The organism is Chitinophaga sp. LS1 (assembly GCF_034274695.1).
Classification (GTDB): domain Bacteria; phylum Bacteroidota; class Bacteroidia; order Chitinophagales; family Chitinophagaceae; genus Chitinophaga.
Genome location: NZ_CP128362.1, coordinates 4359700 through 4385273, shown reverse-complemented (window position 1 = coordinate 4385273; position 25574 = coordinate 4359700). Strand labels below are relative to the sequence as shown.

The 25574-nt window shown below is 45.8% G+C and carries 20 protein-coding genes; 13 read left to right on the top strand and 7 right to left on the bottom strand.

The window, feature by feature from the left end; genetic code table 11:
• The first annotated feature begins 57 nt into the window (after window positions 1–57).
• From QQL36_RS18235 to QQL36_RS18205, 7 genes are all read left to right on the top strand, one after another.
• The gene (locus tag QQL36_RS18235; protein ID WP_083722505.1) at window positions 58–1314 is read left to right on the top strand and encodes a sigma-54 interaction domain-containing protein; all 1257 of its coding nucleotides are present in this window, start codon (window positions 58–60) and stop codon (window positions 1312–1314) included.
• 9 nt (window positions 1315–1323) lie between these two features.
• Window positions 1324–1839 carry an LPS assembly lipoprotein LptE gene (lptE, locus tag QQL36_RS18230; protein WP_083722506.1) on the top strand — a complete coding sequence of 172 codons (516 nt, stop codon included), beginning with the start codon at window positions 1324–1326 and terminating at the stop codon, window positions 1837–1839.
• A gap of 45 nt (window positions 1840–1884) precedes the next feature.
• Window positions 1885–3069, top strand: coding sequence for a hypothetical protein (locus QQL36_RS18225; protein ID WP_321566303.1), 1185 nt, complete (start codon window positions 1885–1887; stop codon window positions 3067–3069).
• Between the two features lie 12 nt (window positions 3070–3081).
• Window positions 3082–3423, top strand: coding sequence for a preprotein translocase subunit SecG (gene secG / locus QQL36_RS18220; RefSeq protein WP_321566302.1), 342 nt, complete (start codon window positions 3082–3084; stop codon window positions 3421–3423).
• Window positions 3424–3490: 67 nt separating this feature from the next.
• Complete coding sequence (mltG, locus tag QQL36_RS18215; protein WP_083722509.1) at window positions 3491–4555, top strand: endolytic transglycosylase MltG; 1065 nt, start codon at window positions 3491–3493, stop codon at window positions 4553–4555.
• Between the two features lie 18 nt (window positions 4556–4573).
• Complete coding sequence (locus tag QQL36_RS18210; protein ID WP_321566301.1) at window positions 4574–5518, top strand: YihY/virulence factor BrkB family protein; 945 nt, start codon at window positions 4574–4576, stop codon at window positions 5516–5518.
• A gap of 53 nt (window positions 5519–5571) precedes the next feature.
• The gene (locus QQL36_RS18205; RefSeq protein ID WP_235643595.1) at window positions 5572–6153 is read left to right on the top strand and encodes a redoxin domain-containing protein; all 582 of its coding nucleotides are present in this window, start codon (window positions 5572–5574) and stop codon (window positions 6151–6153) included.
• A gap of 231 nt (window positions 6154–6384) precedes the next feature.
• On the opposite strand, the gene QQL36_RS18200 is transcribed toward QQL36_RS18205, so the two are convergent.
• The 3 genes from QQL36_RS18200 to QQL36_RS18190 form a co-directional block, all read right to left on the bottom strand.
• Complete coding sequence (locus tag QQL36_RS18200; protein ID WP_321566300.1) at window positions 6385–8907, bottom strand: M14 metallopeptidase family protein; 2523 nt, start codon at window positions 8905–8907, stop codon at window positions 6385–6387.
• A 40-nt stretch (window positions 8908–8947) separates the two neighbouring features.
• On the bottom strand, window positions 8948–9292 hold the full coding sequence (locus QQL36_RS18195; protein ID WP_321566299.1) for a hypothetical protein: 345 nt from the start codon (window positions 9290–9292) through the stop codon (window positions 8948–8950).
• 127 nt (window positions 9293–9419) lie between these two features.
• On the bottom strand, window positions 9420–12191 hold the full coding sequence (locus QQL36_RS18190) for a TonB-dependent receptor (RefSeq protein WP_321566298.1): 2772 nt from the start codon (window positions 12189–12191) through the stop codon (window positions 9420–9422).
• Window positions 12192–12312: 121 nt separating this feature from the next.
• Here QQL36_RS18190 and ggt point away from each other — a divergent pair, with 121 nt between their 5' ends.
• The 5 genes from ggt to QQL36_RS18165 all read left to right on the top strand — a co-directional run bounded on the left by ggt (window position 12313) and on the right by QQL36_RS18165 (window position 16909).
• Window positions 12313–13998: a gamma-glutamyltransferase gene (gene ggt, locus QQL36_RS18185; RefSeq protein ID WP_321566297.1), complete on the top strand. Its 1686-nt coding sequence runs from the start codon at window positions 12313–12315 to the stop codon at window positions 13996–13998.
• A gap of 11 nt (window positions 13999–14009) precedes the next feature.
• The gene (locus QQL36_RS18180; protein WP_321566296.1) at window positions 14010–14531 is read left to right on the top strand and encodes a DUF1572 family protein; all 522 of its coding nucleotides are present in this window, start codon (window positions 14010–14012) and stop codon (window positions 14529–14531) included.
• A gap of 69 nt (window positions 14532–14600) precedes the next feature.
• Complete coding sequence (locus tag QQL36_RS18175; RefSeq protein WP_321566295.1) at window positions 14601–15005, top strand: hypothetical protein; 405 nt, start codon at window positions 14601–14603, stop codon at window positions 15003–15005.
• A complete protein-coding gene (locus QQL36_RS18170; RefSeq protein ID WP_321566294.1) occupies window positions 15006–16055 on the top strand; it encodes a hypothetical protein in 1050 nt (349 codons plus the stop codon).
• 2 nt (window positions 16056–16057) lie between these two features.
• Entirely contained in the window at window positions 16058–16909 is an 852-nt protein-coding gene (locus QQL36_RS18165) for a TraB/GumN family protein (RefSeq protein WP_321566293.1), read from the top strand.
• A 3-nt stretch (window positions 16910–16912) separates the two neighbouring features.
• Here the strand turns inward: QQL36_RS18165 and pstB are convergent, their stop codons facing one another.
• The 4 genes from pstB to QQL36_RS18145 form a co-directional block, all read right to left on the bottom strand.
• Window positions 16913–17668, bottom strand: a complete 756-nt coding sequence (gene pstB, locus QQL36_RS18160; protein ID WP_083722520.1) for a phosphate ABC transporter ATP-binding protein PstB — start codon at window positions 17666–17668, stop codon at window positions 16913–16915.
• A 2-nt stretch (window positions 17669–17670) separates the two neighbouring features.
• Window positions 17671–18504 (bottom strand): phosphate ABC transporter permease PstA, encoded by an 834-nt coding sequence (gene pstA / locus QQL36_RS18155; protein WP_083722521.1) that lies wholly within the window; start codon window positions 18502–18504, stop codon window positions 17671–17673.
• The gene (pstC, locus tag QQL36_RS18150) at window positions 18501–19388 is read right to left on the bottom strand and encodes a phosphate ABC transporter permease subunit PstC (protein WP_321566292.1); all 888 of its coding nucleotides are present in this window, start codon (window positions 19386–19388) and stop codon (window positions 18501–18503) included. The genes pstA and pstC overlap by 4 nt, the downstream gene beginning before the upstream one ends.
• A gap of 291 nt (window positions 19389–19679) precedes the next feature.
• Window positions 19680–20507 (bottom strand): substrate-binding domain-containing protein, encoded by an 828-nt coding sequence (locus QQL36_RS18145; RefSeq protein ID WP_083722523.1) that lies wholly within the window; start codon window positions 20505–20507, stop codon window positions 19680–19682.
• Between the two features lie 224 nt (window positions 20508–20731).
• Here QQL36_RS18145 and QQL36_RS18140 point away from each other — a divergent pair, with 224 nt between their 5' ends.
• On the top strand, window positions 20732–25483 hold the full coding sequence (locus QQL36_RS18140; RefSeq protein ID WP_321566291.1) for a translocation/assembly module TamB domain-containing protein: 4752 nt from the start codon (window positions 20732–20734) through the stop codon (window positions 25481–25483).
• Window positions 25484–25574: the final 91 nt, after the last annotated feature.

Genomic DNA, 25574 nt, shown 5'->3' with positions numbered 1-25574 from the left:
AGAAAATAAATTGGATCACAGCCGGGACTGATACCCTCAGCCCCGTAAATTAAGGATATGGATAACATACAGTCCATTAAAAACAGGTTTGGCATTATAGGAAATTCACCGGTACTCAACTACGCCTTACAGGTGGCCGCCCAGGTGGCCAATACAGACCTGACGGTATTGATAGTCGGGGAAAGCGGCGTTGGTAAAGAAGTGTTTTCCAATATCATCCACTCATTAAGTGCACGTAAACATAACCCTTTCATTGCGGTCAACTGCGGAGCTATACCCGAAGGAACAATCGATTCCGAATTGTTCGGACATGAAAAAGGATCATTTACAGGCGCTGTCGATAGCCGTAAAGGTTACTTTGAAACCGTAAGCGGTGGTACCATCTTCCTCGATGAAATCGGCGAAATGCCATTAGGCACACAGGCCCGCCTGCTCCGTGTACTGGAAACAGGTGAATTCATCAGGGTAGGTTCCTCCAAAGTGCAAAAAACAGATGTACGTGTGATCACGGCTACCAACCGCGATCTGCTGGATCATACCCAGGATGGAAAGTTCAGGGAAGACCTGTACTACCGTCTGAATACCGTGCCTATCCGGGTACCCTCGCTACGTGACAGGAAGGAAGACATTCCCCTGTTGTTCCGCAAATTTTGCCTTGACTTTGCCGAAAAATATAAGACCACTTCTATCCAGCTGGATGATGAATCACGTAATATCCTTGTCAATTATCCGTGGAGAGGGAATGTACGTGAACTGAAAAATATGGCGGAACAGATATCCGTACTGGCGCATGATAAACTGATCAACGTTCAGGAACTGAGAAGATTCCTGCCAGAAGTACCGGAAACGCCTCGTCTGCCTATGCTGGCAGCACCACAGGCCAAGGCTAACGGTGATTTTTCGAACGAAAGGGATATTCTCTACAAGTTGTTTTTCGACATGAAGAAGGATGTGACAGAACTAAAGAAGATGTTCTTCGAAGTACTGCAGAATCCTAATCTGGCGCATAGTGCCCCGTCCAATTACCAGGATAGTCATGTGCTACACAATTTTCATACTCAGCAGGAGGTGAATACGAATATGACATCTACGGCGATTGCTGCACCGCAACAACCGATCATCCTACAGGACAATAATAAGATAGACCACCACGAAGAAGTAGAAGAGACACTGTCTATTGCCGACAAGGAGAAGGAACTAATTGTAAAAGCGCTGAAAAAACACAAGGGCAAAAGAAAAGATGCCGCGCTTGATCTGGGCATTTCGGAGAGAACATTGTATAGAAAACTGAAAGAATACAACATTAACGAATAAAGTATTGCAATGACCAGATTATTTCAGGGGATAATGGCCATCAGCCTGTTGCTGATGATAGGTGGATGCTCCGTTAAATACTCCGCCAACGGCGCCAGTATAGATCAGGGGGCAAAAACAGTGAATGTACGGTTCATTGATAACAGGGCGCCAATTAATAACCCAACCCTGAGCCAGAACGTAACTGAAAAACTGAGAACGAAAGTCACTTCACAAACAAGGCTGGTACAGGTGAATGAAGACAATACCGACTATGAGTTCAAAGGAGCTATTACGGGGTATGCTTTCAGCAATGCGGCAGTAACCAATGTGGATAAGGCGGCGACATCCCGTTTGACAGTGACCATCAGTATCACTTTTGTAAAGAGAGTGGGCGATAAGAAAGGATGGACCCAGGCCTTTACCCGATCTGCTGACTTCTCGGCCACGCAGTTGCCCAGTTCAGTGGAAAACAGCCTGTTAGAAAATACAATTCTCCCCCAGGTCGTGGATGATATTTTTAATAAGGCCTTTGCAAACTGGTAAAATGTAGCTTTCGTATTTAAATTTTTTTCATACTTTAGCAGCTATATGACCGCAAACAGGATCATTCAACATATTTTCCAAACGCCTGATATTAAGCAGGTAAACGAGCCGGATATAGATTGGGTTATTTCACAATATCCATACTTTACGGCGGCCAGGCTATTATTAGCCAGGAAACAGTATAGCGAACAAAAAAACCTGCTGGCGCCGGCTGTAAAGAAGGCACAGCAGTTCAGCAATAACATGCATTATTTCTATCGGTTTATTACTACGGATGAGGCAGTGGCAGCACCTGTGGTAGTAGAGCCGGTAACTTCGATAAATGAGGAGCCTGAGCAGGAAACGGGGTATGAGGCAGGGGGTTATGAAGCGCCTGAGCAGAAAGCGACTTACGAGACAAGGGGTTATGAAGCGCCTGAGCAGGAAGCGGCTTATGAGACAGGGGGTTATGAGGCGCCTGAGCAGAAAGCGACTTACGAGACAAGGGGGTATGAAGCGCCTGAGCAGGAAGCGGCTTACGAAGCGCCTGAGCAGAAAACCGCACCATACGATGCTCCTATAGAAGAAGAAATAACGACATTTATTGCTGATGACGAGCTCACCGTGACACCTGATAATGTGACAGTTACAGAAGAAGTACCAGAGCCGGAACCAGAAATAATAACAGAACAGACAAAAGTAGAAGAGCCAGAGATGGAACCAGAACCGATTATAGTAGCGCCCGACCTTCCGGTAGCCATCACAGCTGAAGAAGAGCCAATTAAAATATTCCCGCTGAACATGCCGGCGTTGGATGATAATTCTCCCCTTACATTCCAACCACTTTTTTCAGATGATTATTTCGCCTACAAGCGCCTGAAAGATCCTGAAAGAGCTGATGAACTGAATGAAAAGGGCAGAGCGGAGATGAAAAGTTTTACCTCCTGGCTGAAAGATATGAAAAGCAGCTTTGCTGATAAGGCCAGTAAAGACTGGTACCGTCAGCAGATCAATATTAGTTACCAGGATGCAGATCCTGAAGTATCTGAAGCTGTAGAGAAAATGGCGATGAATTCAATCACACTTAATAATGATATGGTCACCGAAACGCTGGCTGAGGTATGGGCGAAGCAACGCCAGTATAATACAGCGATCCTGATATATCAAAAATTAAGTTTGCTTAATCCCGCCAAAAGCGCTTATTTTGCGCAAAAGATCAAAGAAATACAAATTCTAACAGACAAAAATTAACACATTTATAATATGTTATTGATTTTCGGTATTTTAATCATCCTGGCCTGCGTGCTGTTAGGCTTTTTTGTGCTGGTACAAAACCCAAAAGGTGGCGGTTTGAGCGGCTCTTTTGGTGGTTTTGGTAACCAGGTAATGGGTGTGCGCCAGACTACCGATGTACTTGAGAAAGGTACCTGGATCCTGGCTGCTATCATTGCTGTACTTTGCATGAGCTCTTCTATCTTCATTTCAAAGGGGACTGTAAAACAGCAGGAAAAGTCAGTGATCGAGCGTAATGTACCAGCTTCCGGTGGCCTTCAGCAGCAACAGCTGCCTGCTCCACAGGGTGGTGCTACTCCGCAATCTAAATAATCTGGCTAACTAAGCTATTAATAGAACCTCGCCAAACCAGCGAGGTTTTTTGTTACCTATCCTTTTTATGGCAAAGACAAAGAGCAGCAAATCAAAGCAACAGCAACATAAAAGCCTATGGATCAGACGCGCCGTGGTGGTCGTGATTGCCCTGGCCGCCGGAACGCTTGTTTATTTTGGATATCGCCTTTTTGGTCCTAATACCCGGTCATTTGGCGATAACAAATTCTTTTATGTCCGCACTGGCAGTACCTATACCGACGTTCTCAATGGACTCATGGACCAGGAAATCATCCGTAGCCGTGGCAGCTTTGACTGGGTGGCACGGGAACTGGGATACCCTGACCGTGTAAAGGCAGGTAAGTATAAGATCAACAGGGGCATGAGCAATTTCGAAATTGTAAAACTGCTCCGCTCCGGCCGTCAGACACCCGTGGTGCTCACCATCACCAAACTCAGAACAAAGCGGGACCTGATACATAAGATCTGTGCAAACCTCGAAGCAGATTCTGCTACTTTCCAGGCACTGATCAATGACAATGTGTACCTCAGGCAGTATGGACTGGATACCAATACAGTGATGTGTGCCATTATGCCGAACACCTACCAGTTTTACTGGAACACTTCTGCAGAGAATGCATTTAAGAAGATTGAAAAAGGAAGAGAAGACTTCTGGACGACAGAAAGAAAAGAGAAAGCACAACATTTGAACCTTTCTATTGACCAGGTGACCATACTGGCTTCTATTGTAGAAGAGGAATCTAATAAGAATGACGAAAAACCATTGATTTCCAGTGTATATTTAAACAGGTTCAGAAAGGGAATGCGACTGCAGGCCGATCCGACTGTGAAATTTGCACTGCAGGATTTTGCTTTGAGAAGGATCAGGGAAGGACATCTGCAATTTGATTCTCCTTATAATACGTACAAGTATGCAGGTTTGCCTCCGGGTCCGATTTGTACACCATCCGTAAAAACACTGGAAGCAGTGCTCAATACGCCCGAGACGGATTACCTGTATTTTTGCGCTAAATCTGATTTTTCTGGTTATCATGCTTTTGCGGCCACCTACGCAGAGCATATGAAAAATGCCCATTTATATCAGGCAGCCCTGAATGCAAGAGGTATATAGTGGCCTACCTGCTTAGCTATGAGAAAAATAGAATCTATCATACTGGCAATCAAACCTATCGGCTTCCTTATCCACAGGAGCAAGGGGATCGTATTGCCCGGTTTTGAGGGCCTGCCCCTTTATGATGTGATCCATTACTTCTTCAGGGAAATCAAGAATAAAAGCCTCGGAGAAAGAGCTGCCGCCATTTCGTTTAACTTCCTGCTGGCGATACCGCCGTTCTTTATCTTCCTGTTTACATTGGTGCCTTATATCCCCATGAATAATGTGGAGGCTACCCTGTATGAACTGGCCGAGGATGTGACCCCGAATTACAACACTTACATCATAGTGCGTGATATGATCCACGACTTCCTGTATACACATCATAACGGGTTGTTGTCGATCTCATTTGGGATGAGCTTTTTTGCGTCTTCAAATGCCGTAATGGGAGTAGCCCGTTCGTTCAACAGAAAGCAATCGGGCTTCAGGAAGCGGAAGTGGTGGCAGAAAAGATTACTGGCGCTGCAACTGACCGCAATATTGGTGTTTTTGCTGTTGCTGACGGTGGCATTGATCATTGCGCAGGGTACTGTACTGCATTATATATTTGATACACTGGGCATTAAAAACAAGTCGGTTATTTCACTGGCGGAGACAACAAGATGGGTATTGATTATCTTCCTTTTTTATTCTATCTTGTCTGTGTTGTACAGGTTCGTGCCAGCGACGAATAAGCGTTGGAAGTTTATTACAGCCGGAAGTACCCTGGCTACGATTTTAATGATTTTGGTGACTATTGGCTTTTCAGTGTTTGTGAATAACTTTAGTAATTACAATAAGATTTACGGGTCCGTTGGGACGTTGTTAATATTGATGATTGCGGTATATTTGAATTCCTTGACCTTGTTGATTGGTTTTGAGCTCAATGCGAGTATTAAGTATCTAAAGGAAGCCCACCACTCATCCAATAGATTGAATTAATTTAATACATAAGTATTATCTTGGCCCAACTGTTACCCCGTAAACCTATATTTATGATGAAGTCTCACTACCTAGCGCTATGCTTTGCTCTCACCGCCATGCAGGTGAGGGAAGTATCTTTGGAAATAGGAGCACCTATCCCTAAAGGTGATCAGGCACTTAAAGACATTTCCGGAAAAGAAATTACACTCAACAAAGCCAAACAAACCAATGGCCTGTTAGTCATGTTTTCTGGCAATGACTGCCCGTATATTGAAAGGAACAAAGCCAGAACTATTGAAATTTGCCGCTATGCCCTCACCAACCAGGTTGGGGTAGTGCTCGTGAACTCAAATGCCAATGCTACGCTGGAAGCTATGAAAGCTTATGCGCTTTCTCAGCAATACAACTGGTATTATGTAGCTGATCCTGGAGCAGGTATAGCAGATGCGTTTCAGGCTGATCATATGCCGGAGTGTTATCTTTTTAACCAAAGTGGTATGCTGGTTTATAAGGGCAGTATTGATGATAGTCCGGGTAATGCGGATGCTGTGAAGACAAGGCATCTTAATAATGCGATCAATGATTTATTGGCGAAGAAATCACCAAAGGTGAATACTACGCCTTCGCTGGGGTGTAATATTAAACGGTTTTAGGGAATTGAATTGACTCAATTGGTTTTGTATAAAAAAATAGCCAGGGCTGACCAAAAAGTAATGGTCAGCCCTTATTTATTCGGATACCTGATGGAGGCATGTCATCGTTTATGCAATTGCCAGGACCTTCATTTTGCTTTTGAGGTCAGCCCCGGGGAGGTATGGCCTGCGGCCGGCTTTAAGATTAGAAATAAGTTTTACCACTTTTAGAATACCAGGTTGCTGCCGCTTTTAGAATACCATGAATACCGCATTGCCAAACAGCAATTTCCCATTCTCCCAGAAACTGCGGAACAGCGGATCATCTGCCAGCATCACAATCTTACCATTCCCGATCTCCTTTACACCAAATAGCACCCCATCTTTCAGGCGCTTGCGGGTTTCTGTTCCTACAAATCCACTCAGGTAATTATCCTTTTTCAATATACCTACATTCCAGCCATCACTATCCATAAATTCATACAACCTGTCATCCTGTTTCAGGGTATAATAAGTATCTGAAAATCCAAATGCCAGCGGATGTGTATTATCCAATTGTACCCTGTAAATAGCGCCCGGAATCGCCTGTTTGATACCATCTCTTTCCCTGTTTCCATAACTCTTCAGGAGTGCATATTCATCCTTCTTTTCATCCAAACCCGGCATGGCATCTTTCTTCACTTTGATACCCCACTCCTGTTGCGCTACCTGGAATAATGCATCCTGTAATGCAATCAGTTTTCCGCCATTGCTCACCCAGTCTTTCAGTTTATTTGCATTCTCCTTATCGGCCAGGAATTTATAATTACCATCCGGCAGGATCAATACATCCACATCTTTCCAGTTCACCTGCTCCAGATTATTTTGATCGACGATTGTCAGCGGGTAGCCGATCTGCTGTTCGAAATAATACCAGATCTCACCAGCTGCCAGTGAAGACACACCGCTACCCATTACCAATGCGACTCTCATTGGTTTGATATAATGGACTTTTTCAGATCCAAAGTCAACGCCTTTATCTACAAACCCAGTACTCGCTACATCCAGCGTCACACCGACTGTTTTAGCCAGTCCGGTTACCATCACATCAAAGCCCTCTCCTACCCCCTCATTCCCTGATCTTGTAATGATCAATGTGCCTGCAGGATAAGATTTACCACTTGCAGTAAAAGGGCCTTCTGCAAATCGTACTCTTATTTTTCTTTTCAATAAGGCGGAGAGGAAACGTACATCTCTGATACTATTCCATTTTGCCAGATAGGCATAACTACGTTCTGAATTCATGGGCGCTGCTACCGGTATCAGTAAGGTATCGCGCTCTGCATTCAAAGGCTCTTTCACTGCATAGGATTGCAAGCCATATGCATAAGGCAATGCCCACGCTGTAATATCATAAGTAACAGAATCAGTGAGGCGGCTATCTGGTTCAAACAATACTTTCAGCAGGTTAGAACGCGATTGCATGGCATTGATCACCATATCTTCTTTATCGACAGAAAAGCCTTCGGTCTTACCACTGAAGTAGTTGAAACCAGTGGCGCGCGCACCATTTGCACCATACCCGAATTTGATATTATTGCGTTTCAGCAATATGGCCAAAGCGGCTAATTTTTCTGCATTACCACCGGATTTGATCACATATGTTTTGTAAGGACCATCGGGGTTATGACTTGCTTCGTAGAAGTAGCCGGAGAAATCTTTCAGCAACTGTTGCCCCTGACCTGCAGCTACTTCTATGGTAGACATACCAGTGGTAAAATGGTGCGCAATACGCTGTGTCAGCGTCAGTGTATCACCATCCTGTTTCAGGACCATGATACCTGCGCGGCCGCCACCACCCTGCTCATACGTCATACCAATGGCACCATTATAGGTAGGATATGTATCGCCATAACTGGGATAAAACATATCGAATGTTTCTTTCGTAAAGTACAACCAGCCTTCTTTATCAAAGTACTTCGCATTGTTCTTTCCGATCATCTTCAACATATCTCTCTGCCATGGTTTGATGATATCGTGCAAAGGTTCAGCTGCAGGTGCAAAGTAATAAGGTGCATCGATGCTTTGTTCATGAAAATCCACATGTACCTGAGGCATCCAGCGGTTGTATTGTGCCATCCTGGCCTGTGATTCAGTTTGTGTTTGCCACGCCCAGTCACGGTTCAGGTCAAAGTAATAGTGGTTTGCCCTGCCACCCGGCCAGGGTTCTTTATGCTCCCTGCCGGACAATACCGGATCAGGAATAATGGTATGTACCTGGTTGTAGTAATTTACATAACGCTCACGACCATCCGGGTTCAGACAGGGATCGATGATCACCACCGTATTTTCAAGCCATTGCTGTTGCTGTGTATTGCTCTTATTCGCCAGTGTGTACAGGGTTTTCATAGCCGCTTCTGTAGATACGGCTTCGTTTCCGTGTACATTGTAACTGAGCCATACAATGACAGGATCATTGTCCGCCACCTTCGCTTCTCCACTCACTAGCTGCATATTATGCTGCCTGATCTGGTCGAGTCTGGCAAAGTTTGCAGGCGAAGTGATGGTCGCCATCATCAGCGGCCGGCCTTCGTACGTAGTTCCATATTGTTCGAGCTGCATATTGGGCGTAACGGCGGCTACTGCCCTGAAGTATTCCAACACCCGGTAGTGTGGGGTAAAGTGTGTGCCTAGTGGATATCCAAGAAACTGATCCGGCGAAGGCAGTGTTTGAGCAGAAAGGGAAAAAGTTGTGGCAAGAACTGCAAAAACCAGTGTCAGTAAACGGTATTTCATCTGTTGTAGAATTACTACATGAAGATAGGAAATATAAGTATTATCTGCTACCGTCTCCCAACAAACCGAAGTACTGCACGCAATCCAGCTGCCCATCTTCGCGGTAATAACGGAACTCACCTATACGACGATCACTCCGCCAGTTGCCGGATTCTGACAGCATGCCATTGCTATAAAAGAGTTGACGCGGGCCTTCCAGCCTGCCATCCCTGCGGAAGTAAAGCTCCTTCAGGCCACCGGATTTGAAATAGATCTCTACCCGTTCCCTGTCGGGTGCTGTTGATAATGTAAATACGCGTTTGTATACGGAGCCATCTTCATCCCGCATAATCTGTTTCAAGGTCGCATTGTCGGGTTGCTGGTTATTACAGTGTACTGTAATCATAAACAGCAATAAAGTGCCCGTGCATTTTAAAGCTGTTCTCATAGGTAATTATGTCCCTTACAAACATATATAAAATATTAATAACTCAAAATAGCACGAAAGGGGGGAGCTTCCTGCTCCCTCCCTGTTATAAATTCAGTTCTATCCTGGCGAATAAAAACCGGCCATTATACCCAAACTGGGTGGCACGGCGGCTATATCGGAACTGGTTATTGGTTGTATTGGCGGGATTTTTTACCAGGTCAGGATAAACGTCCAGTACATTGTTGGAGCCGATGCTGACTTTGACCTCTTTGGCGAGTCGGTACCCTATGGCCACGTCTGTGATCACTTTGCCTCCGTAGGTCTGGTAAAAAGCAGGATCATTGGTCGCTTCTTCCACGCTACCGAAATGCACATTTCTTACAAACAGGTTTAATTTATGGATGGTATATGCCAGCGTGAGATTAACCTTTTCCCGTGGTACGCTTCTTTCTAAATAAATACGGCTGGTACGGCTGAAATAGATATTCTCCTTGCCTTTCAGTTTGGGAGAGGAATGAATATCGCCCACCTGCTGGGTGTAACTATAGGTGCCTGACAGGTCTGCACGGAAAGTACCTTTGCCCAGCCTGGTACTGTAAGTCGCCACGAGGTCAACACCCTTTGTTTCTGAGTTGATGGCATTCGCAAAGAAAGCTGCCCTGTTAGCATTTGCGAGGGAGAGTAACTGGTAAATTTCCTTATCTACTGCAGAAGCGGTATCTGCATTGCTACCGGAAAACTGATCGGTGTATACGATCCTGTCATTGATGCGGGTATAGTAACCATCCAGGGTGAAACTGAATTTGCCTGCGATGGTGGTAAACCCTGCACTCACGCTCTTTGACTTCTCTGGCTTGAGTTTGGGAATACCCAGCAGTTGTGCCGGACGACTATCGTTTGTAAAAGTGCCTACTTCATAAGCTACGCCATCTACAAACAAGGTACTTGTAGAAGAATAATACTGCTGATGCAATGAAGGTGCTCTGAAGCCGGTGCTGGCCGACCCACGGATAGCAGTGCCTTCGCTGAGTTTGTAGCGGGCGGTGATCTTACCATTTGTGGTGCTACCGAAATCATTGTAGTTTTCAAAACGGACGGCACCCCCTAATAAAAATGCCCTGCTTAAATTCGCTTCTACATCCAGGTAGGCGGCAATGGCCGATCGGGTGGCAGTGATCGCATTCTCTGGTCTGAAACCGGGAAATACCTGTGCACCACCGGCTCTTGCGGTACCATCAGGACCAAATAATGTATTGATCGGGCCCTGTGGATCTGGTATCAAAATATCATGGCCATTTGCATCTACACCTATTTTTGAGGCACGGCCATAGTCCGTATAAGAGTTCTCTGCACCTGCTACCAGCTGGTATTTTTCAAAGCGATGTTCTGCACCAAAAGCGATATCAAAAATGTCTGCCCTTCTTGAGAAATCAAGGTTCGTAGTATTCTGTGCAAAGATCGGCCCACCGCAGGTAAACTTAGTAGGAGATGCATTTTCCAGCGATGCATTCAGCGAATGCTGTACGGAGAAATCAAATTCATTTCTGCCATAAGTATTGCTAAAATCAACTTTCCATTCACCAAGTGTTCCCCTGATACCCGCGCCGAATGAGCGATCATAGATATCGCTATTGATCTCTGGCAGGAAACCCAGTGGATAGATCTCTATCACATTGCGGCTATCATTGGGCAGGCGGTATACACCTGCTGCATTACCTGCCCTGTAACCAATGCCACCAAAGAAGTACACTTCACCATTGTTCTCCAATGGAATATTAGCATTCACAAACAGCTGTGCACTGCGTAGTTTTGACTGTCCTACCCGCATGCGGATATCATTGCGGGTAATGTGATTGGCTACGAGAAAACTATCTGTCTTATCCACACCACCGGGGTATGCTTTGTAGATAGTACCTACCCATGCACCTGAGCGATTGGTATAATTCCTGAAATCATAGGAACCGCCGAAGTTGATATAGCCTCCTTTATTACCAATGGGAATGCCATAATTGACGGCAGTTTGCACGGTTTGCCCATCTAAATTGTTTGCTGCCTGCGAAGTGACATTCCCGCCTGTAGTAACGTTGATACCTAATTGATTGACGCTACTCTTCAGGATAATGTTGATCACACCTGCAATGGCATCAGAGCCATATTGCGCCGCAGCACCATCTCTTAAGATCTCGATACGATCGATGGCGGCAGTAGGAATGGAGTTCATATCAGTACCTACTGCACCACGGCCAAAGGTGCCGTTTACATTCACGAGTGCTGTGGTATATCTTCTTTTACCATTCACCAAAACCAGTACCTGATCAGGACCTAAACCGCGCAGGGATGCGGGATCTATGTGATCGGTACCATCTGCCACTGTTTGCACGCCAGAGCTGAAAGAAGGTGCTACATAATTCAGGATCTGGTTTACACTCACCTGTGGTGCATCTTCCACTATGCGTTTGATGTCTATCACATCTACAGGCACGGGCGTTTCTGTCTGACTACGTGGCAACCCGCGGGAACCCAGTACTACCAGTTCATTCATGGTTGTACTTGCCACCAGGGAGATGTTGAGTTCGAAGGTACTTCCGGCTTTTACAGTGACAGGTTGATGTTGTGTTACAAATCCCACGTAACTCACCAGCACGGTGTAATTGCCGGGGATGGTCTCCAGCGAAAACCGTCCCTGGGCATTGGTATAACCACCTTTGTTGGTACGTTCGATCTGTACGGTAGCACCGGGTAATACAGCGCCATTGCCGTCTTTGACAATGCCGGTAATGATACCTGCTGTTTGGGAAAATGTAAATTGTGTCGAGGCGATTAATAGAGAAAAAAGGAGCAATAGCCCCCGGAAATGGTTAACTGGGTAAATCATACGAAGTAGATTTTGGGTTTTATATTTAGATTTGTTCTTTGAAGTTGGCGAATATGGGTTATAGACTATAGGCTGTTAACCAAAATACTAAATTGATCGATAAGAATAAAATACGTTTCAGATGCGCACAGTATTACTCACGCTTACATTGTTCTCCTGCACCAGTATTTATGCGCAGGACGACGCAATCCACTACAAAATTGAAAAAGAAACAAATGCTTCTCATGGTGCCGTAGTCTCGGCCCATCCCCTTGCAAGTCTGGCAGGGATTGAAGTAATGAAACAAGGTGGTAATGCTGTAGATGCTGCAATTGCAACCCAGCTGGCGCTGGCAGTTGTATATCCCGCCGCGGGTAATCTGGGTGGTGGCGGATTTATGGTGGCCCACCTGAAGACAGGTAAAAACGTGACGCTTGACTATCGTGAAGCGGCACCAGCAAAGGCAACCAGGGATATGTACCTGGATGCGGATGGTAATCCTGTCAAGTCGCTCAGCATTGACGGTCACCTGGCCTGTGGTGTACCGGGTACTGTGGCCGGCCTGTTTGCTTCCCTGCCTTATGCCAGATTACCTATGAAAAAACTCATTGCCCCAGCGATCCGGCTGGCGGAAAAAGGCTTTGCTATTACGGCTGCTGAAGCACGTAGCCTCAATGCAGCACAGGCACAATTTAAAAAACTCAATACCGAAGACAACGCATTTATGCGCGACACTCCCTGGAAGGAAGGAGATATCCTGATCCAGGAAGATCTGGCCAACACCCTGAAACTAATACGTGACAAAGGTCGTGAAGGTTTTTATGAAGGTGAAACTGCCCGGAAGATCGTAGATGAAATGGAAAGAGCCAATGGCCTGATCACGCTGGAAGACCTGAAATCTTATCGTGCAGTAGACAGAACACCTGTCGTGTTTAAATATAAGCAATACGACATTGTCACTATGCCGCTGCCAAGTAGTGGTGGTATCGCTTTGCAACAGCTCATGGGCATGGTGGCTCCTTATCCTTTAGCTACATGGGGCTTTCACGCTGTGAAGTCTATACAGCTGATGGTAGAAGCAGAAAGACGCGCTTATGCTGACAGAGCACAGTTCCTGGGTGATCCTGATTTTGTAAAGGTCCCTGTGAAACAATTGACTGATGCTACTTATATCCGGTCGCGCATGAATAACTTCGACTCTACCAAAGCTGGTTCCAGCGAAGTTGTAAAGGCGGGTAGTATTCATGAAAGTGATGAAACCACTCACCTATCGGTGATGGATGCCGAAGGAAATGCAGTATCTGTGACCACTACATTGAATGGTGGTTATGGTTCTAAAGTAGTAGTAGGTAGTGCAGGTTTTCTGCTGAATAATGAAATGGATGATTTCAGTGTAAAACCAGGCGTACCAAATATGTATGGCCTGGTAGGTAACGAAGCCAATGCCATTGCCCCCGGCAAAAGGATGTTGAGCTCCATGACGCCCACCATTGTTTTAAAAAACCAAATGCCCTACATTGTAGCAGGTACACCAGGTGGTTCCACAATCATCACTTCTGTATTCCAGACCTTAATGAACCTGCTGGAGTTCAACCTGTCTCCGAAAGAAGCTGTAGATGCGCCTAAATTCCATCATCAGTGGCTGCCGGATGAAGTAGTGGTAGAGGAAGATTTCGAGAAAGCTCCGTTGCCAGGCCTGGAAAAAATGGGGTACAAGATCACTATAAGAGGACATATTGGCCGTACTGAAGTCATCAAAGTAAACGCGGATGGCCAGATGAATGCCGTTGGCGACAAACGCGGTGATGACAGTGCTGCTGGTTTCTAATACATACGATTATGCTTGGAAAGATTTACCTGGACAGCGCACTCGAAAGACTGTCCTCCTACAAATCACTGGGCGACAACACCATCGCCCAACTGACAGGTGAGCAACTGCTGTGGCAACCGGAAGGTGAGCCAAACAGCATTTACCTGATCGTAAAACACCTGAGCGGGAATATGCGTTCACGTTGGACGGACTTCCTGACATCGGATGGAGAGAAGGCATGGAGAAACAGGGACAGTGAGTTTGAAAATGGCGTCGCTTCGAAGGAAGCCATCATCCAATTGTGGAATGATGGCTGGAAAGTGATACTGGATGCCATCGGCAGTCTTACACCGGATGACCTGGAGAAGACGGTATTGATCAGGAGTGAACCACTTATAGTAATAGATGCCATCAACAGACAACTGATGCATGTACCATATCATGTAGGACAGATTGTGTATTTAGGTAAGATCCTGAAAGGCGACAAGTGGCTGAGTCTGAGCATTCCGAAGGGAGGCTCACAGGCATTTAATGATCGTATGATGAAATGACTTTTTGCGTTACTGGCAGCCGCCAGTAACGCAAATTACTTTAACTTGTTCCCATAAAATTATTCTCCCGTGAAATATATCGCTCTATCAGCCATCCTTTTTCTCTGCTCCTGTGGCGCTGGCGACAAACAACTCCTCCATAAAAAATGGAGAGTGTACGATGTAGTTGTTCCACCCGGCTCCGGTTATGACATCACGCAAATCAACCAGGCGACTGAACTGAAAAGAGGCTACTATACGAACGTGTTCTACCAGTTCCTCGACAACAACCTGTTCATCGCCACGATCGATAACAAACCTGATTCCGGCAAATACAAGATGCTCAGCGCAGGAAAAGTCATTTCCATCACCGCTAATAACGGAGACCGTACTTACGAGAACCTTGTCACCGTTGTTACCCTCGACGATACGCACTTCGATATGAAAGTGAAATCAGGTGATTACTATTTCATTTTGAAAACAAAGGCTGAATAAATGTATCTGCACACAAATTCGACTCCTGACAAGGTAACCCACATCAGCGGAAAAGAATATCTTTTCTTCTCCGGCTTCTCTTACCTGGGCCTGCACGCGCATCCCCATCACAAAGAAGCACTCCGTAACGGCATCGACCTGTATGGAACCGTATTTGTGTCTTCCCGCATTGCTAACTTACGCCTTGATCTATATGAAGAACTGGACGATACGCTTGCTGACATGCTTAAACAGCCCGCAGCAGCTTCCTTTTCTTCCGGCTACCTTGCCTCGCAGGCAGCGGTGCTATACGCTGCCACACAGGGTGAGCTATGTTACTCTCCGACCACACATCCCTCGCTCCGTTTAGGTAAAGCCAGTATCCCCAATCTGACCTGGGAAGAATGGACAGCACAAACGATTGAGAAAGTAAACGCCTGGCCGGATCGCACCTTTGCGATCGTGACCGATAGTGTGAATCCACTCACCAGCAATATCAACGATTTCAACTGGCTGAATGAAATTAATAAAGAAGTGATGGTAGTGATAGACGACTCTCATGGCTTTGGTGTATTAGGACCCAACGGTAATGGTATTGTTCATGTACTGCCACAGCACCCGCCACTCCGCTACCTGCTCTCCGCTTCACTGGCCAAGGCATTTAGCATACAGGGAGGCGTGGTCTCGGGTAGACTGGAAGACATCATCGCTATTAAAAAAACACCCGCTTTTACAGCAGGTACTTCATTGATGCCGGCCAGCGCCTGGGCATTTCTGCAAAGCAAAAAACTGCATCATCATCAACGAAAACTGATGCAGCAACGCATCGCTGAGTTTGCAACGTTAACGGCTGATATGCCTCAGCTACATAATCCTTTTCGACTACCTATCTTCCTGGTGAAAGCGGGTATTGAAAAAAAGCTGGAACACCAGGGAACCATCATCTCCTCTTTTGGCTACCCTGATCCGGATAGCCCACCCATTAACCGTATTGTCGTAACTGCACTGCATCAAAAAACCCAGCTGGAAACATTGCAACAGCAATTAAAACAAGCCTTCAAAACTGCCTGATCATGTTCACTACATTACTTTGCCTGTTAACGACCTTTTTGCCGGCAGCACAGAAAGATTCGTCTTCCCTGCTCTGGAAAATCAGCGGCCATGGCCTGTCTAAGCCTTCATACCTGTTTGGCACCATCCACATGCTCTGCACTGACGATCTTCCTTTTTCTGTCGCCATTGGCAAAGCGATGAAGGAGACCAAAGCCTTCTATATGGAATTCAACATGGACGATACAGAAGCCATGACCCGCATAGCCGGTGAGATGATGATGCCTGAAGGTTATTCATTCAAAGCCCTGTTATCGCCGGAAGATTATACAATACTCAGCGATTACTTCCGCGATTCTATCGGCACCTCATTGCAGTTATTAGACAAGATGAAACCCATGCTCATCATGAGTATACTGATGGAAAAAACCGCTACCTGTCCGAATCCTGTCTCCTGCGAAAATATGCTCCTGCTACTCGCCAAAGACCAGGGTCTCACCATACATGGACTGGAAAAGGCAGAAGATCAGATCGCGATATTTGATAGTATTCCTGATAAAGAGGAAGCAGAAAGTCTTGTAAAGCAGGTGAAAGATATGGCAGCTTCCAGAACGGAGTACCAACAATTGCTGGATGCTTATTATAAGGCAGATCTCAACCAGCTGCTTGGTTTAATCCTGCAGGAAGAAGATGTGGTCCGCTACAAAAAACTCATGCTGGACGATCGTAATAACAACTGGATACCCGTTATCACAAAGCAAATACAGCAGACACCTGCATTCTTTGCATTTGGCGCAGGTCATTTAGCCGGCAAAGGTGGGGTCATCGCACTGCTCAGAAAAGCAGGTTACAAGGTAGAACCGGTGGCGTTGTAAGCATTATCCAAAATGTCCGTTTACATAATTCTTTGTCAGCTCCTGTTGAGGGGAATGGAATATCTGTTCGGTATCGCCATATTCAATCAGTTCGCCCAGGTACATAAAAGCGACTTTGTCTGAAATACGCTGGGCCTGCTGCATATTGTGGGTGACGATGACGATGGTATAATCCCGCTTCAGACTGAGGATGAGTGATTCTATTTTATTTGTGCTGATGGGATCCAGTGCAGAACAGGGTTCATCCATCAGGATCACCTCGGGGCGCAGGACCACAGCTCTTGCTATACACAATCGTTGTTGCTGCCCACCGGATAATTTTACGGCAGGTTTCTTCAATTCATCTTTTACTTCATCCCACAGGTAACTTTCTTCCAGTGCCCGCTGTACCAAACCGGGAATTTCATGTTTGGGAAACTGATGGATGCGCAGTGGATAAGCGAGGTTATCAAAGATGCTTTTGGGCAAAGGATTGGCTTTCTGAAACACCATCCCGATCCTTCTTCTCACTTCATTGACAGAGAGCTGGTGATCATAAATATCCTGGTTATCCAGTTGGATCTCTCCCTTAATCTTCGCATCAGGCGATAGATCATGCATGCGGTTAAACGAACGTAGCAAAGTAGACTTTCCACATCCTGAAGGCCCGATCAGCGCCGTCACCTTGTTTTCAGGGAAGTCGATATTCACCTGTTTCAGGATCTGTTTATTCCCAAAATACAGATCCAAATGGTGTGCTGACAATTTGATCTTATCCATAATCAATCCTGCGTTCTTTGTTTAAACCTGAAATAAAATGCGACCATGTTCAGCAGAAACACGATTATAATCAGTACCACAGCCGTTCCATACGCCAGGGGCCGTACGGCTTCGATAGACTGGTGCTGTGTGCACAACATATACAGGTGATAGGGCAATGCCATGAACTCCTGATCCAGGGCCGTTGTCATGCCATTGATATAAAATGCGGCACCGGTAAATAAGATAGGCGCTGTTTCGCCTGCGGCTCTTGACAGGGTCAGAATAACGCCTGTGAGAATGCCTGGCAATGCCTTGGGTAATACTACATCCCTGATCGTTTCAAACTGTGTAATACCCAGTGCCAGTGTGGCTTCGCGCATACTGACAGGTACCCGCTTCAGCGCCTCTTCGGTAGTAGTAATGATATAAGGTAATGATAGTAACCCTAATGTAAGACCTGCAGCAAATACAGAAGTGCCGAGCCTGAAGGTCTGTACAAAAAGCGCCAGTCCAAACAAGCCATAAATAATAGAAGGAATACCAGACAGGTTTCGGATAGAACCCCGGATCACATTCGTCAACAACGAAGGTCTGGCATATTCATTCAGGTATACGGCACAGGCAACACCGAAGGGCACGGAGAATAATGTCGTGATAAAGGTGAGTAACAAAGTACCGGTAATAGCTGGCAGTATCCCTCCTTTAGTCATAGCCGCTACCGGGGGCTGGCTTACAAACTGCCATGATAATACAGATAATCCTTTTGAAAAGATATCCCATAGGATGACGCCCAAAAACAGGCAGACGATGAACGTACTACCTGTTAATATCAACCAGTTAAACCATTTTCTCATGCCTGAAATTTTCTCAACCTGTTAGCGGCATATTCCCCAACGAGGTTGATGATTAATGTAATTAAGAACAACACTGCTGCGATAGCAAAGAGCGCAAAGTAGTGGGTGGTGCGGTAAGGCACCTCTCCCATTTCGATGGCAATGGTAGCAGTGATGGTTCTGATAGAATCCAGGAAACCTGTGGGCATCTCGGCAGTATTGCCGGTGGCCATGAGTACTGTCATTGTTTCGCCGAGGGCTCTGCCTAATCCTAACAACACGGCAGCTATTAATCCCGGGTAGGCAGCGGGTATGACCACTCTATACAAGGTTTGCCATTGATTGGCCCCTAGTGCCAGCGAAGCTTCGCGATGACTTCGGGGGATGGCATTGATCGCATCTTCACTGATGGTAATGATGGTAGGTAATGCCATCACTGCCAATAAGATAGAACCATTGAGGGCATTCAATCCATTCGCAATACCAAATATCTTTGCAATACCCGGTCCTACCAGTGTAATACCCAGGAAACCAATGGCCACAGAGGGGATGGCAGCCAGCATTTCGATAACAGGTTTTAATACGACCTGCAATTTTCGTGGCGCCAGTTCTGAAAGGAAGGCGGCACATAATATACCCAATGGCACCGCGATGATCATAGACCCAAAAGCCACCAAACCCGTGCTCACGAGCAATGGAATGATGCTATAGGCATTCTTGGAATTATCCGGATCCCACTGTGCGCCAGTAAAAAAGTCGATGGGAGGTACATCGAAAAAGAAGCTTACACTGTTGTATAACAACATAATGAAAATTCCTGCCAGCAAGGCAATGGTGAGTAAGCCAGTCGTTTTAAATACCTGTTTCATGAGCCAATCCATCCTTTCCCGCCTTTTGATACGCATAAAGATTATTTTTTGGGTAGAATATAACAGTTTGAAAATCAGCATTGGGTTATAGAAGCATCGAAGAGCAATCGAAGAAGCGTCGAAGAACAATCGAAGCGCAATCGAAGAGCAATCGAAGAAGCATCGAAGAAGCATCGAAGAGCAATCGAAGAGCAATCGAAGAGCAATCGAAGAAGCATCGAAGAAGCATCGAAGAAGCATCGAAGAAGCATCGAAGAGCAATCGAAGCGTAGTATAAGAGCAGTTTAAGAGCAGTCTAAGAAAGCTTATAGAAATGTGATACATTATCTATTTTCCAACTGGATAATACCCTCCTGTCTTAATTATTTTCTGGCCTTCGGCACTTTGTTCAAAATCGATGAAAGGCCTTACCTGTATTGAATCTTTCGCCCTGAAGTATTGGAACAGGGGACGCTGGAAGAAGTACTTTCCTTCTTCAATTTTTGCAGCATCCAGGGGTGACACTGCATCCACTTTGTCTGTAGTATACACCGGTAATACTTTTATCCCTTTGTTGGCCCCGGCGCTCACATATCCGGCGCCTACATAGCCGATGCCGGAGTGATCTGCACGAATGGCTTCCACGATCTGTGCATTGCCATTCATTTGTTTTGCGCGTGGGGAGAAAGCGATATGCAAACGATCTTTTACAAAATCATGGGTCCCGGAATTACTTTGACGCCCATAAATGTTCACCGGCAGGTGCTTTCCCGTAATCTGCTCCCAATCCCGGACCTTTCCACTCAGCACATCAGCCAGCTGTTGGGTACTGATAGATTCCATTGGAAGATCATCGGCTACGATAAAGGCAATGGCATCCTGTGCAAAAATGAATGAATCGAGCGCGATGCCTTTTTCCCGGAACAAGGCCACCTCTTTATCATTGATCCTCCTGCTGGAATTGGCAATATCTGCTGTGCCATTCAGCAGGGAGGCGATACCCAATCCGGAACCACCACCGGATACGGAAACGAATAAAGAAGGTTTGTAATGATGAAATGACTCTGCAAACTGTACGGCAAGGTTAACTTCGGTATCTGATCCCTTCACTTTCACTGTTTTATTGCCTGAACAGGATAACAGCACAATGCCCAGAATGAGGAATGAATACTTCATATGGATAAGATATCAATTCCCAATCCAAAAACTTTAACAACTGTATTAACTTACTATTAATTAAACTTGTAAAACAGGGGCATATCACTTAAGAAAAATTGCTAACCTGATCGCTCCAAGAGCCCGGTATTATCAACTTATTCAATTAAATTTGCCGCTTAAACATTGCTGCGCTGAAAAAGGTACGTAAAATAATCACGATTGTTCTCCTTAGTATACTGGGTTTGGCTATCCTTCTGGGTATCCTGGTCAACATCCCTGCAGTACAGAATTTCCTTGTTCAGCAAGCAATCACCCGACTCTCGCACCAGCTGAAAACAAGGGTAGACCTCAAGCATGTAGATATCCGTCTCTTCAATAGCCTTCGCCTGGAAGGTCTCTATATCGAAGACCGGAACAAAGATACTTTGCTATATGCCGGTACTGCCCAGGTAAAGATCACTGACTGGTTCTTTGTGCAGGATAAGCCAGTACTCAAATACATCGGCCTGGATAATGCCAGCATCAACTTAATACGTACCCGCAAAGATTCTCTCTGGAACTACGATTTCATCATCGACGCCTTTGCCAGTGCACCAGATACATCGAAAACAAAGAAGCCTTCCGGCGGCGTATCGATCGACCTTCGTAAGATCGACCTCACGAATGTCAGGATCAACCAGGTAGACCAGTGGATTGGTGAAGACTACTACGTAACTGCCAAACAAATTTACCTGGATGCCAAGAACCTTGATCTGCAGCAACACAATATTGACATACAGGAGCTGAAACTGGACAAGCCATCGTTTATCATTTCCAGTTATAAGTCCTCACCCCTGCGTCACAAAAAACCAAAAGCAGACAAAGAAGAGCTGACAGATACTACTGCTATTCCTGAGCTTCGCTGGAACAGTGCCAACTGGAAACTGCTGGTCAAAGAAGTCTCGATCAAAGACGGCCTCTTTGGCGTAGACGACCCGGATGATACCACTGCTGTAACAGCCGGTTATTTTGCACCGAATCACATACGCTTCCAGAAAATAAATCTACAGCTCACCAATACGACATTAGTAAAAGACAGTATCCTGGGCGACCTGACCTTCAGTACAAAAGAACGTAGCGGATTTGAAGTAAAGAAACTCTCTGCACGCTTTAAGATGTCGCCAGTGGAAATGGAGTTCTCTCACATGGACCTCCTGACAGCCAACAGTCACCTCCGTGATTATTACACCATGCAATATGCCGATATCAGTGATATGAACGATTATATCAACCTGGTATTCATGCGTGCACATATTGTAAACAGTAAACTATCTTCTGACGATATTGCTTTCTTTGCACCGGAACTGAGGGACTGGAAAAAGGTAGTCACCCTCTCTGGCGATGCCCGTGGACCGGTGTCAAACCTGAAAGCGAATAATATAGAACTCTCTGACAATGCAGGTACACACCTGAAAGGAGGTTTGGAAATGCGTGGGCTGCCTGATATCGCGGAAACCTTCATCGACTTCCATGCCGATGAACTAACCACTAATGGCGGGGAAATCCTGAGCATTGCCCCTTCCCTGCGCAACGTGGAACCACTGCGTATTGACAAACTGAGCAACATTCTCTTCCAGGGTAGCTTTACAGGGTTTATCAATGACTTTGTGGCCTATGGTAAGTTCCAGACTAACCTGGGTAACCTGAATTCTGACTTGAACTTCAAGACCAGCAAGGATGTGCCGGTATACTCCGGTAGTCTGACCACGAATGATTTCAATATGGGTAGCTTGCTGGATGTACCCCAACTCTCCACCGTGTCGCTAAGTGCGAAGGTAAACGGCGCAGGTTTCAACTTTAAAACACTGAATGCAACAGTAGATGCGGATGTACAGAAAATTACGCTCTACGACTACACCTATACCAATATCAAGACGAAGGGTGAGATGAACAGGAAGTTCTTCAACGGTTCGCTCGCAGTGGGTGACCCTAACCTTGATATGGACTTTGCCGGTACCATTGACTTCAATGCGCCGGTGCCCGTGTTCCGTTTTGATGCTGACATCCGACACAGTAACCTGAAGGCCATGCGCCTCACGGATGACTCCCTCACTTTCCAGGCAAAACTGGACCTGAACTTTGCGGGTAGTAATATCGATAACTTCGATGGTTCTGCACGTGTGTACGATGTATCGCTGTACCGCAAGCTACACAGACTGGAATTTGACTCACTGAATGTATCTACACATCTGGAGAACAATATCAAGGTACTGGCTATTCAGGGTAGTGAGATCAGCGGGTTTGTGAAAGGGAACTATAGTTTTATGGACCTGCCGGATGCATTCAAACTGTTGCTCAATAAATACTACCCCAGCTATTTCCCTACAGCACCGACCAAAGAGATTAAGCAGGATTTCTCCTTTTCCTTCCAGATGGGAGAAGTGGATAAGCTGATCAAGGGTTTTACAGACAAGGTGACGGGTTTTGACCAGTCTAAAATAGATGGGTCGCTGAATACGGTGAATGGCAACCTGTCGCTGAATGTATTTGTGCCACAGGCGGGCTATGGCGGGTATATGGTGAATGACCTGCAACTGAAAAGCTCCGGTAATTTTGATAAGATTGACATCAGTACAAGTATAGGCAGGGTTACCAGTGGAGACAAGGTATTACTACAGCACCCATTGATCCTGGCCAGTTCCGGCAAAGATACTTCTTACCTGAAAGTAGACCTGCAGGCACAGGACACTTCCTCCCTGGATGGTTTCTATGCCAGGGTGATCACTGTATCGGATGGGGTGAAGATCAGCTTCCTGAATAGTGCCTTTACCGTAAATGAAAGACAGTGGAATGTGACACCGGGCAATGAAATCTATTGGAGTAAGAACTTCCTCACCGTACATAACCTGAAGGTGACGCGCAATGAACAGAGCGTGTCCGTAGAAACCAACGAATACAACCCGGATGAGTCTGCCTTCATGATCAACCTGAAGAACCTGAACCTGGCCGATGTAATTCCGGCGCAATTGACGCCTATGCGTATAGAGGGACTGGCAGACGGGAAGATCCTGATCACAGACCCGATGCGGAACCTGGATATAGATGCGGATATTGTGACCAAAGAACTACGACTGGACAATGACTCCATCGGGCTGGTATCTTTTGCAGGGGGATATAGTCAGGGCACCGGCGAAGCCACATTTGAATTACATAGTGATAATGCCGGTAAGAACCTGGATGCAAAGGGAAGTGTGGGATTAACGAAAGAAAATAACAGACTGGAAGGTACAGTGAACCTGAAGGGTGTAGACCTGGTATTGCTGGATCGCTTTGTAAAAGATTATGTGACAGATCTGAAAGGGCAGGTAAATGGGCAGATCAATGTGAGTGGCACTACAGAACTGCCTTCGGTGAAAGGGAACCTGAAAGTGGATAGTGCGAAAGTAAGGGTATTGTACCTGGGTACAAATTATACCATTCCTAAGTTGAACATTAATATAGATGATAACCTGATTGAGTTTGGCAACTTCACCATTATTGATAAGAACAACAGTAAAGCAAGTGGTAGTGGATATATTTCTCATGATCATTTCAATGCACTGACGTTCGACTTTGATGTAACGGCGAGAAACTTTGTCTTCCTGGGTACAGGTGCGGCGGATAGTGATCTCTTTTATGGAGATGTGATTGCGGATGGAAAGGTTTATTTCCAGGGTCCGTTAAATGATATGGTATTGAAAGTGCAGGCAAAGCCGGATAAGGGTACCCATTTCTACCTGCCATTGTCGGATAGTAAGGATATCGGGAAGTCGGATTACATTACCTTCAAAACCTATGGTACAGAGATGAAGGAAGAGAAGCGGAAGAAGAAGGATAACGTGAAGCTGAATGTGAAACTGGATATATCTGCTACCCCTGATGCACAGATTGATGTGATTATGGATGCTGCGAGTGGTGATATGATTTCTGCCAATGGTACCGGAAACCTTCAGATCAATGTAAACCTGGATGGAGATTTTACCATGTTTGGGAACTATGAGATCAACCTGGGTAGCTATAATTTTACTTTGCAAAGGCTGACCAGCTGGAAGTTTGATATCGACAAGAGCAGTTCAATTACCTGGAATGGCGATCCGCAGGCAGCGAAGGTAGATATACATGCAAAGTATTCTTTGCCAAAAGTGAGTTTGTACAACCTGGTGGGAACGGCTTCTACCACAACAGATAAACTGGCGACCCGTACAGAGCGGGTGGATATCCTGATTAACCTGCGGGGGGAGTTGATGAAACCTGATATTTCTTATGAGATCAATCTGCCAGAGGTAGGGTCACTGGCATATGAAAGTGGTGTGGCAGCGAAACTGAAGGAAATAAACCAGGATCAGAATAAGGCCTTGCAACAGATGGCGGGGTTGTTGCTCTTTAACCAGTTCCTGCCTGAAGATCCGAGTTCGGGAGGTGCGAGTGTGGCGATCACAGGTAAGAATAGTGTGGGACAGGCATTGAGTGCGCAGGCACAGGCGATATTGAATAATATAACCGGGGCACTGCTCAAGAACAGTGGTATTGGTGTGAATGTGAACTATCGTGCTTATAATATTGGTAATGTGGATAATACGGCGATGGACAGGAACCAGGTGAGTGCCGGTATTACCAGTACCTTATATAATAACAGGGTACGGTTGTATGTGGGTGGTGATTATGACTGGGGGAAGGCGGCTACTTCAGCGAATACGAACCGGCTGGCGGGAGACTTCAGGGCAGAGTACCTGCTGACGCCGGAGGGCAGGTTCCGTATCAATGCATTTAGTAAGTCGGATTATGACGTATATAATTTGGTGAACAGGACTAAGGCGGGTTTGGGGTTATCTTATGTACGTGAGTATAATAAATTCACCGAGTTGTTTAATGAGCGGGCGAGAAAGCGGATGATAGATAGTATGAGGAGGTCTGAGATGCAGCGGTTGGACGAGAAGGATACAACGGTGAAGCCGGCGAGGGATACAACGCATTAAATAAAAAAGGGTCCTGCCAGAGGGAATTCACCAACGAAGATGAAAACCATTTTCATAAAGAAAGGGTCCTGCCTCTGGCAGGACCCTTTCT

Excerpts from the sequence above, each read along its gene's own strand:
- QQL36_RS18235 (WP_083722505.1), top strand. The coding sequence starts at position 58 with ATGGATAACATACAGTCCATTAAAAACAGGTTTGGCATTATAGGAAAT.
- lptE (WP_083722506.1), top strand. The coding sequence starts at position 1,324 with ATGACCAGATTATTTCAGGGGATAATGGCCATCAGCCTGTTGCTGATG.
- QQL36_RS18225 (WP_321566303.1), top strand. The coding sequence starts at position 1,885 with ATGACCGCAAACAGGATCATTCAACATATTTTCCAAACGCCTGATATT.
- secG (WP_321566302.1), top strand. The coding sequence starts at position 3,082 with ATGTTATTGATTTTCGGTATTTTAATCATCCTGGCCTGCGTGCTGTTA.
- mltG (WP_083722509.1), top strand. The coding sequence starts at position 3,491 with ATGGCAAAGACAAAGAGCAGCAAATCAAAGCAACAGCAACATAAAAGC.
- QQL36_RS18210 (WP_321566301.1), top strand. The coding sequence starts at position 4,574 with ATGAGAAAAATAGAATCTATCATACTGGCAATCAAACCTATCGGCTTC.
- QQL36_RS18205 (WP_235643595.1), top strand. The coding sequence starts at position 5,572 with ATGATGAAGTCTCACTACCTAGCGCTATGCTTTGCTCTCACCGCCATG.
- QQL36_RS18200 (WP_321566300.1), bottom strand. The coding sequence starts at position 8,907 with ATGAAATACCGTTTACTGACACTGGTTTTTGCAGTTCTTGCCACAACT.
- QQL36_RS18195 (WP_321566299.1), bottom strand. The coding sequence starts at position 9,292 with ATGATTACAGTACACTGTAATAACCAGCAACCCGACAATGCGACCTTG.
- QQL36_RS18190 (WP_321566298.1), bottom strand. The coding sequence starts at position 12,191 with ATGATTTACCCAGTTAACCATTTCCGGGGGCTATTGCTCCTTTTTTCT.
- ggt (WP_321566297.1), top strand. The coding sequence starts at position 12,313 with ATGCGCACAGTATTACTCACGCTTACATTGTTCTCCTGCACCAGTATT.
- QQL36_RS18180 (WP_321566296.1), top strand. The coding sequence starts at position 14,010 with ATGCTTGGAAAGATTTACCTGGACAGCGCACTCGAAAGACTGTCCTCC.
- QQL36_RS18170 (WP_321566294.1), top strand. The coding sequence starts at position 15,006 with ATGTATCTGCACACAAATTCGACTCCTGACAAGGTAACCCACATCAGC.
- QQL36_RS18165 (WP_321566293.1), top strand. The coding sequence starts at position 16,058 with ATGTTCACTACATTACTTTGCCTGTTAACGACCTTTTTGCCGGCAGCA.
- pstB (WP_083722520.1), bottom strand. The coding sequence starts at position 17,668 with ATGGATAAGATCAAATTGTCAGCACACCATTTGGATCTGTATTTTGGG.
- pstA (WP_083722521.1), bottom strand. The coding sequence starts at position 18,504 with ATGAGAAAATGGTTTAACTGGTTGATATTAACAGGTAGTACGTTCATC.
- pstC (WP_321566292.1), bottom strand. The coding sequence starts at position 19,388 with ATGCGTATCAAAAGGCGGGAAAGGATGGATTGGCTCATGAAACAGGTA.
- QQL36_RS18145 (WP_083722523.1), bottom strand. The coding sequence starts at position 20,507 with ATGAAGTATTCATTCCTCATTCTGGGCATTGTGCTGTTATCCTGTTCA.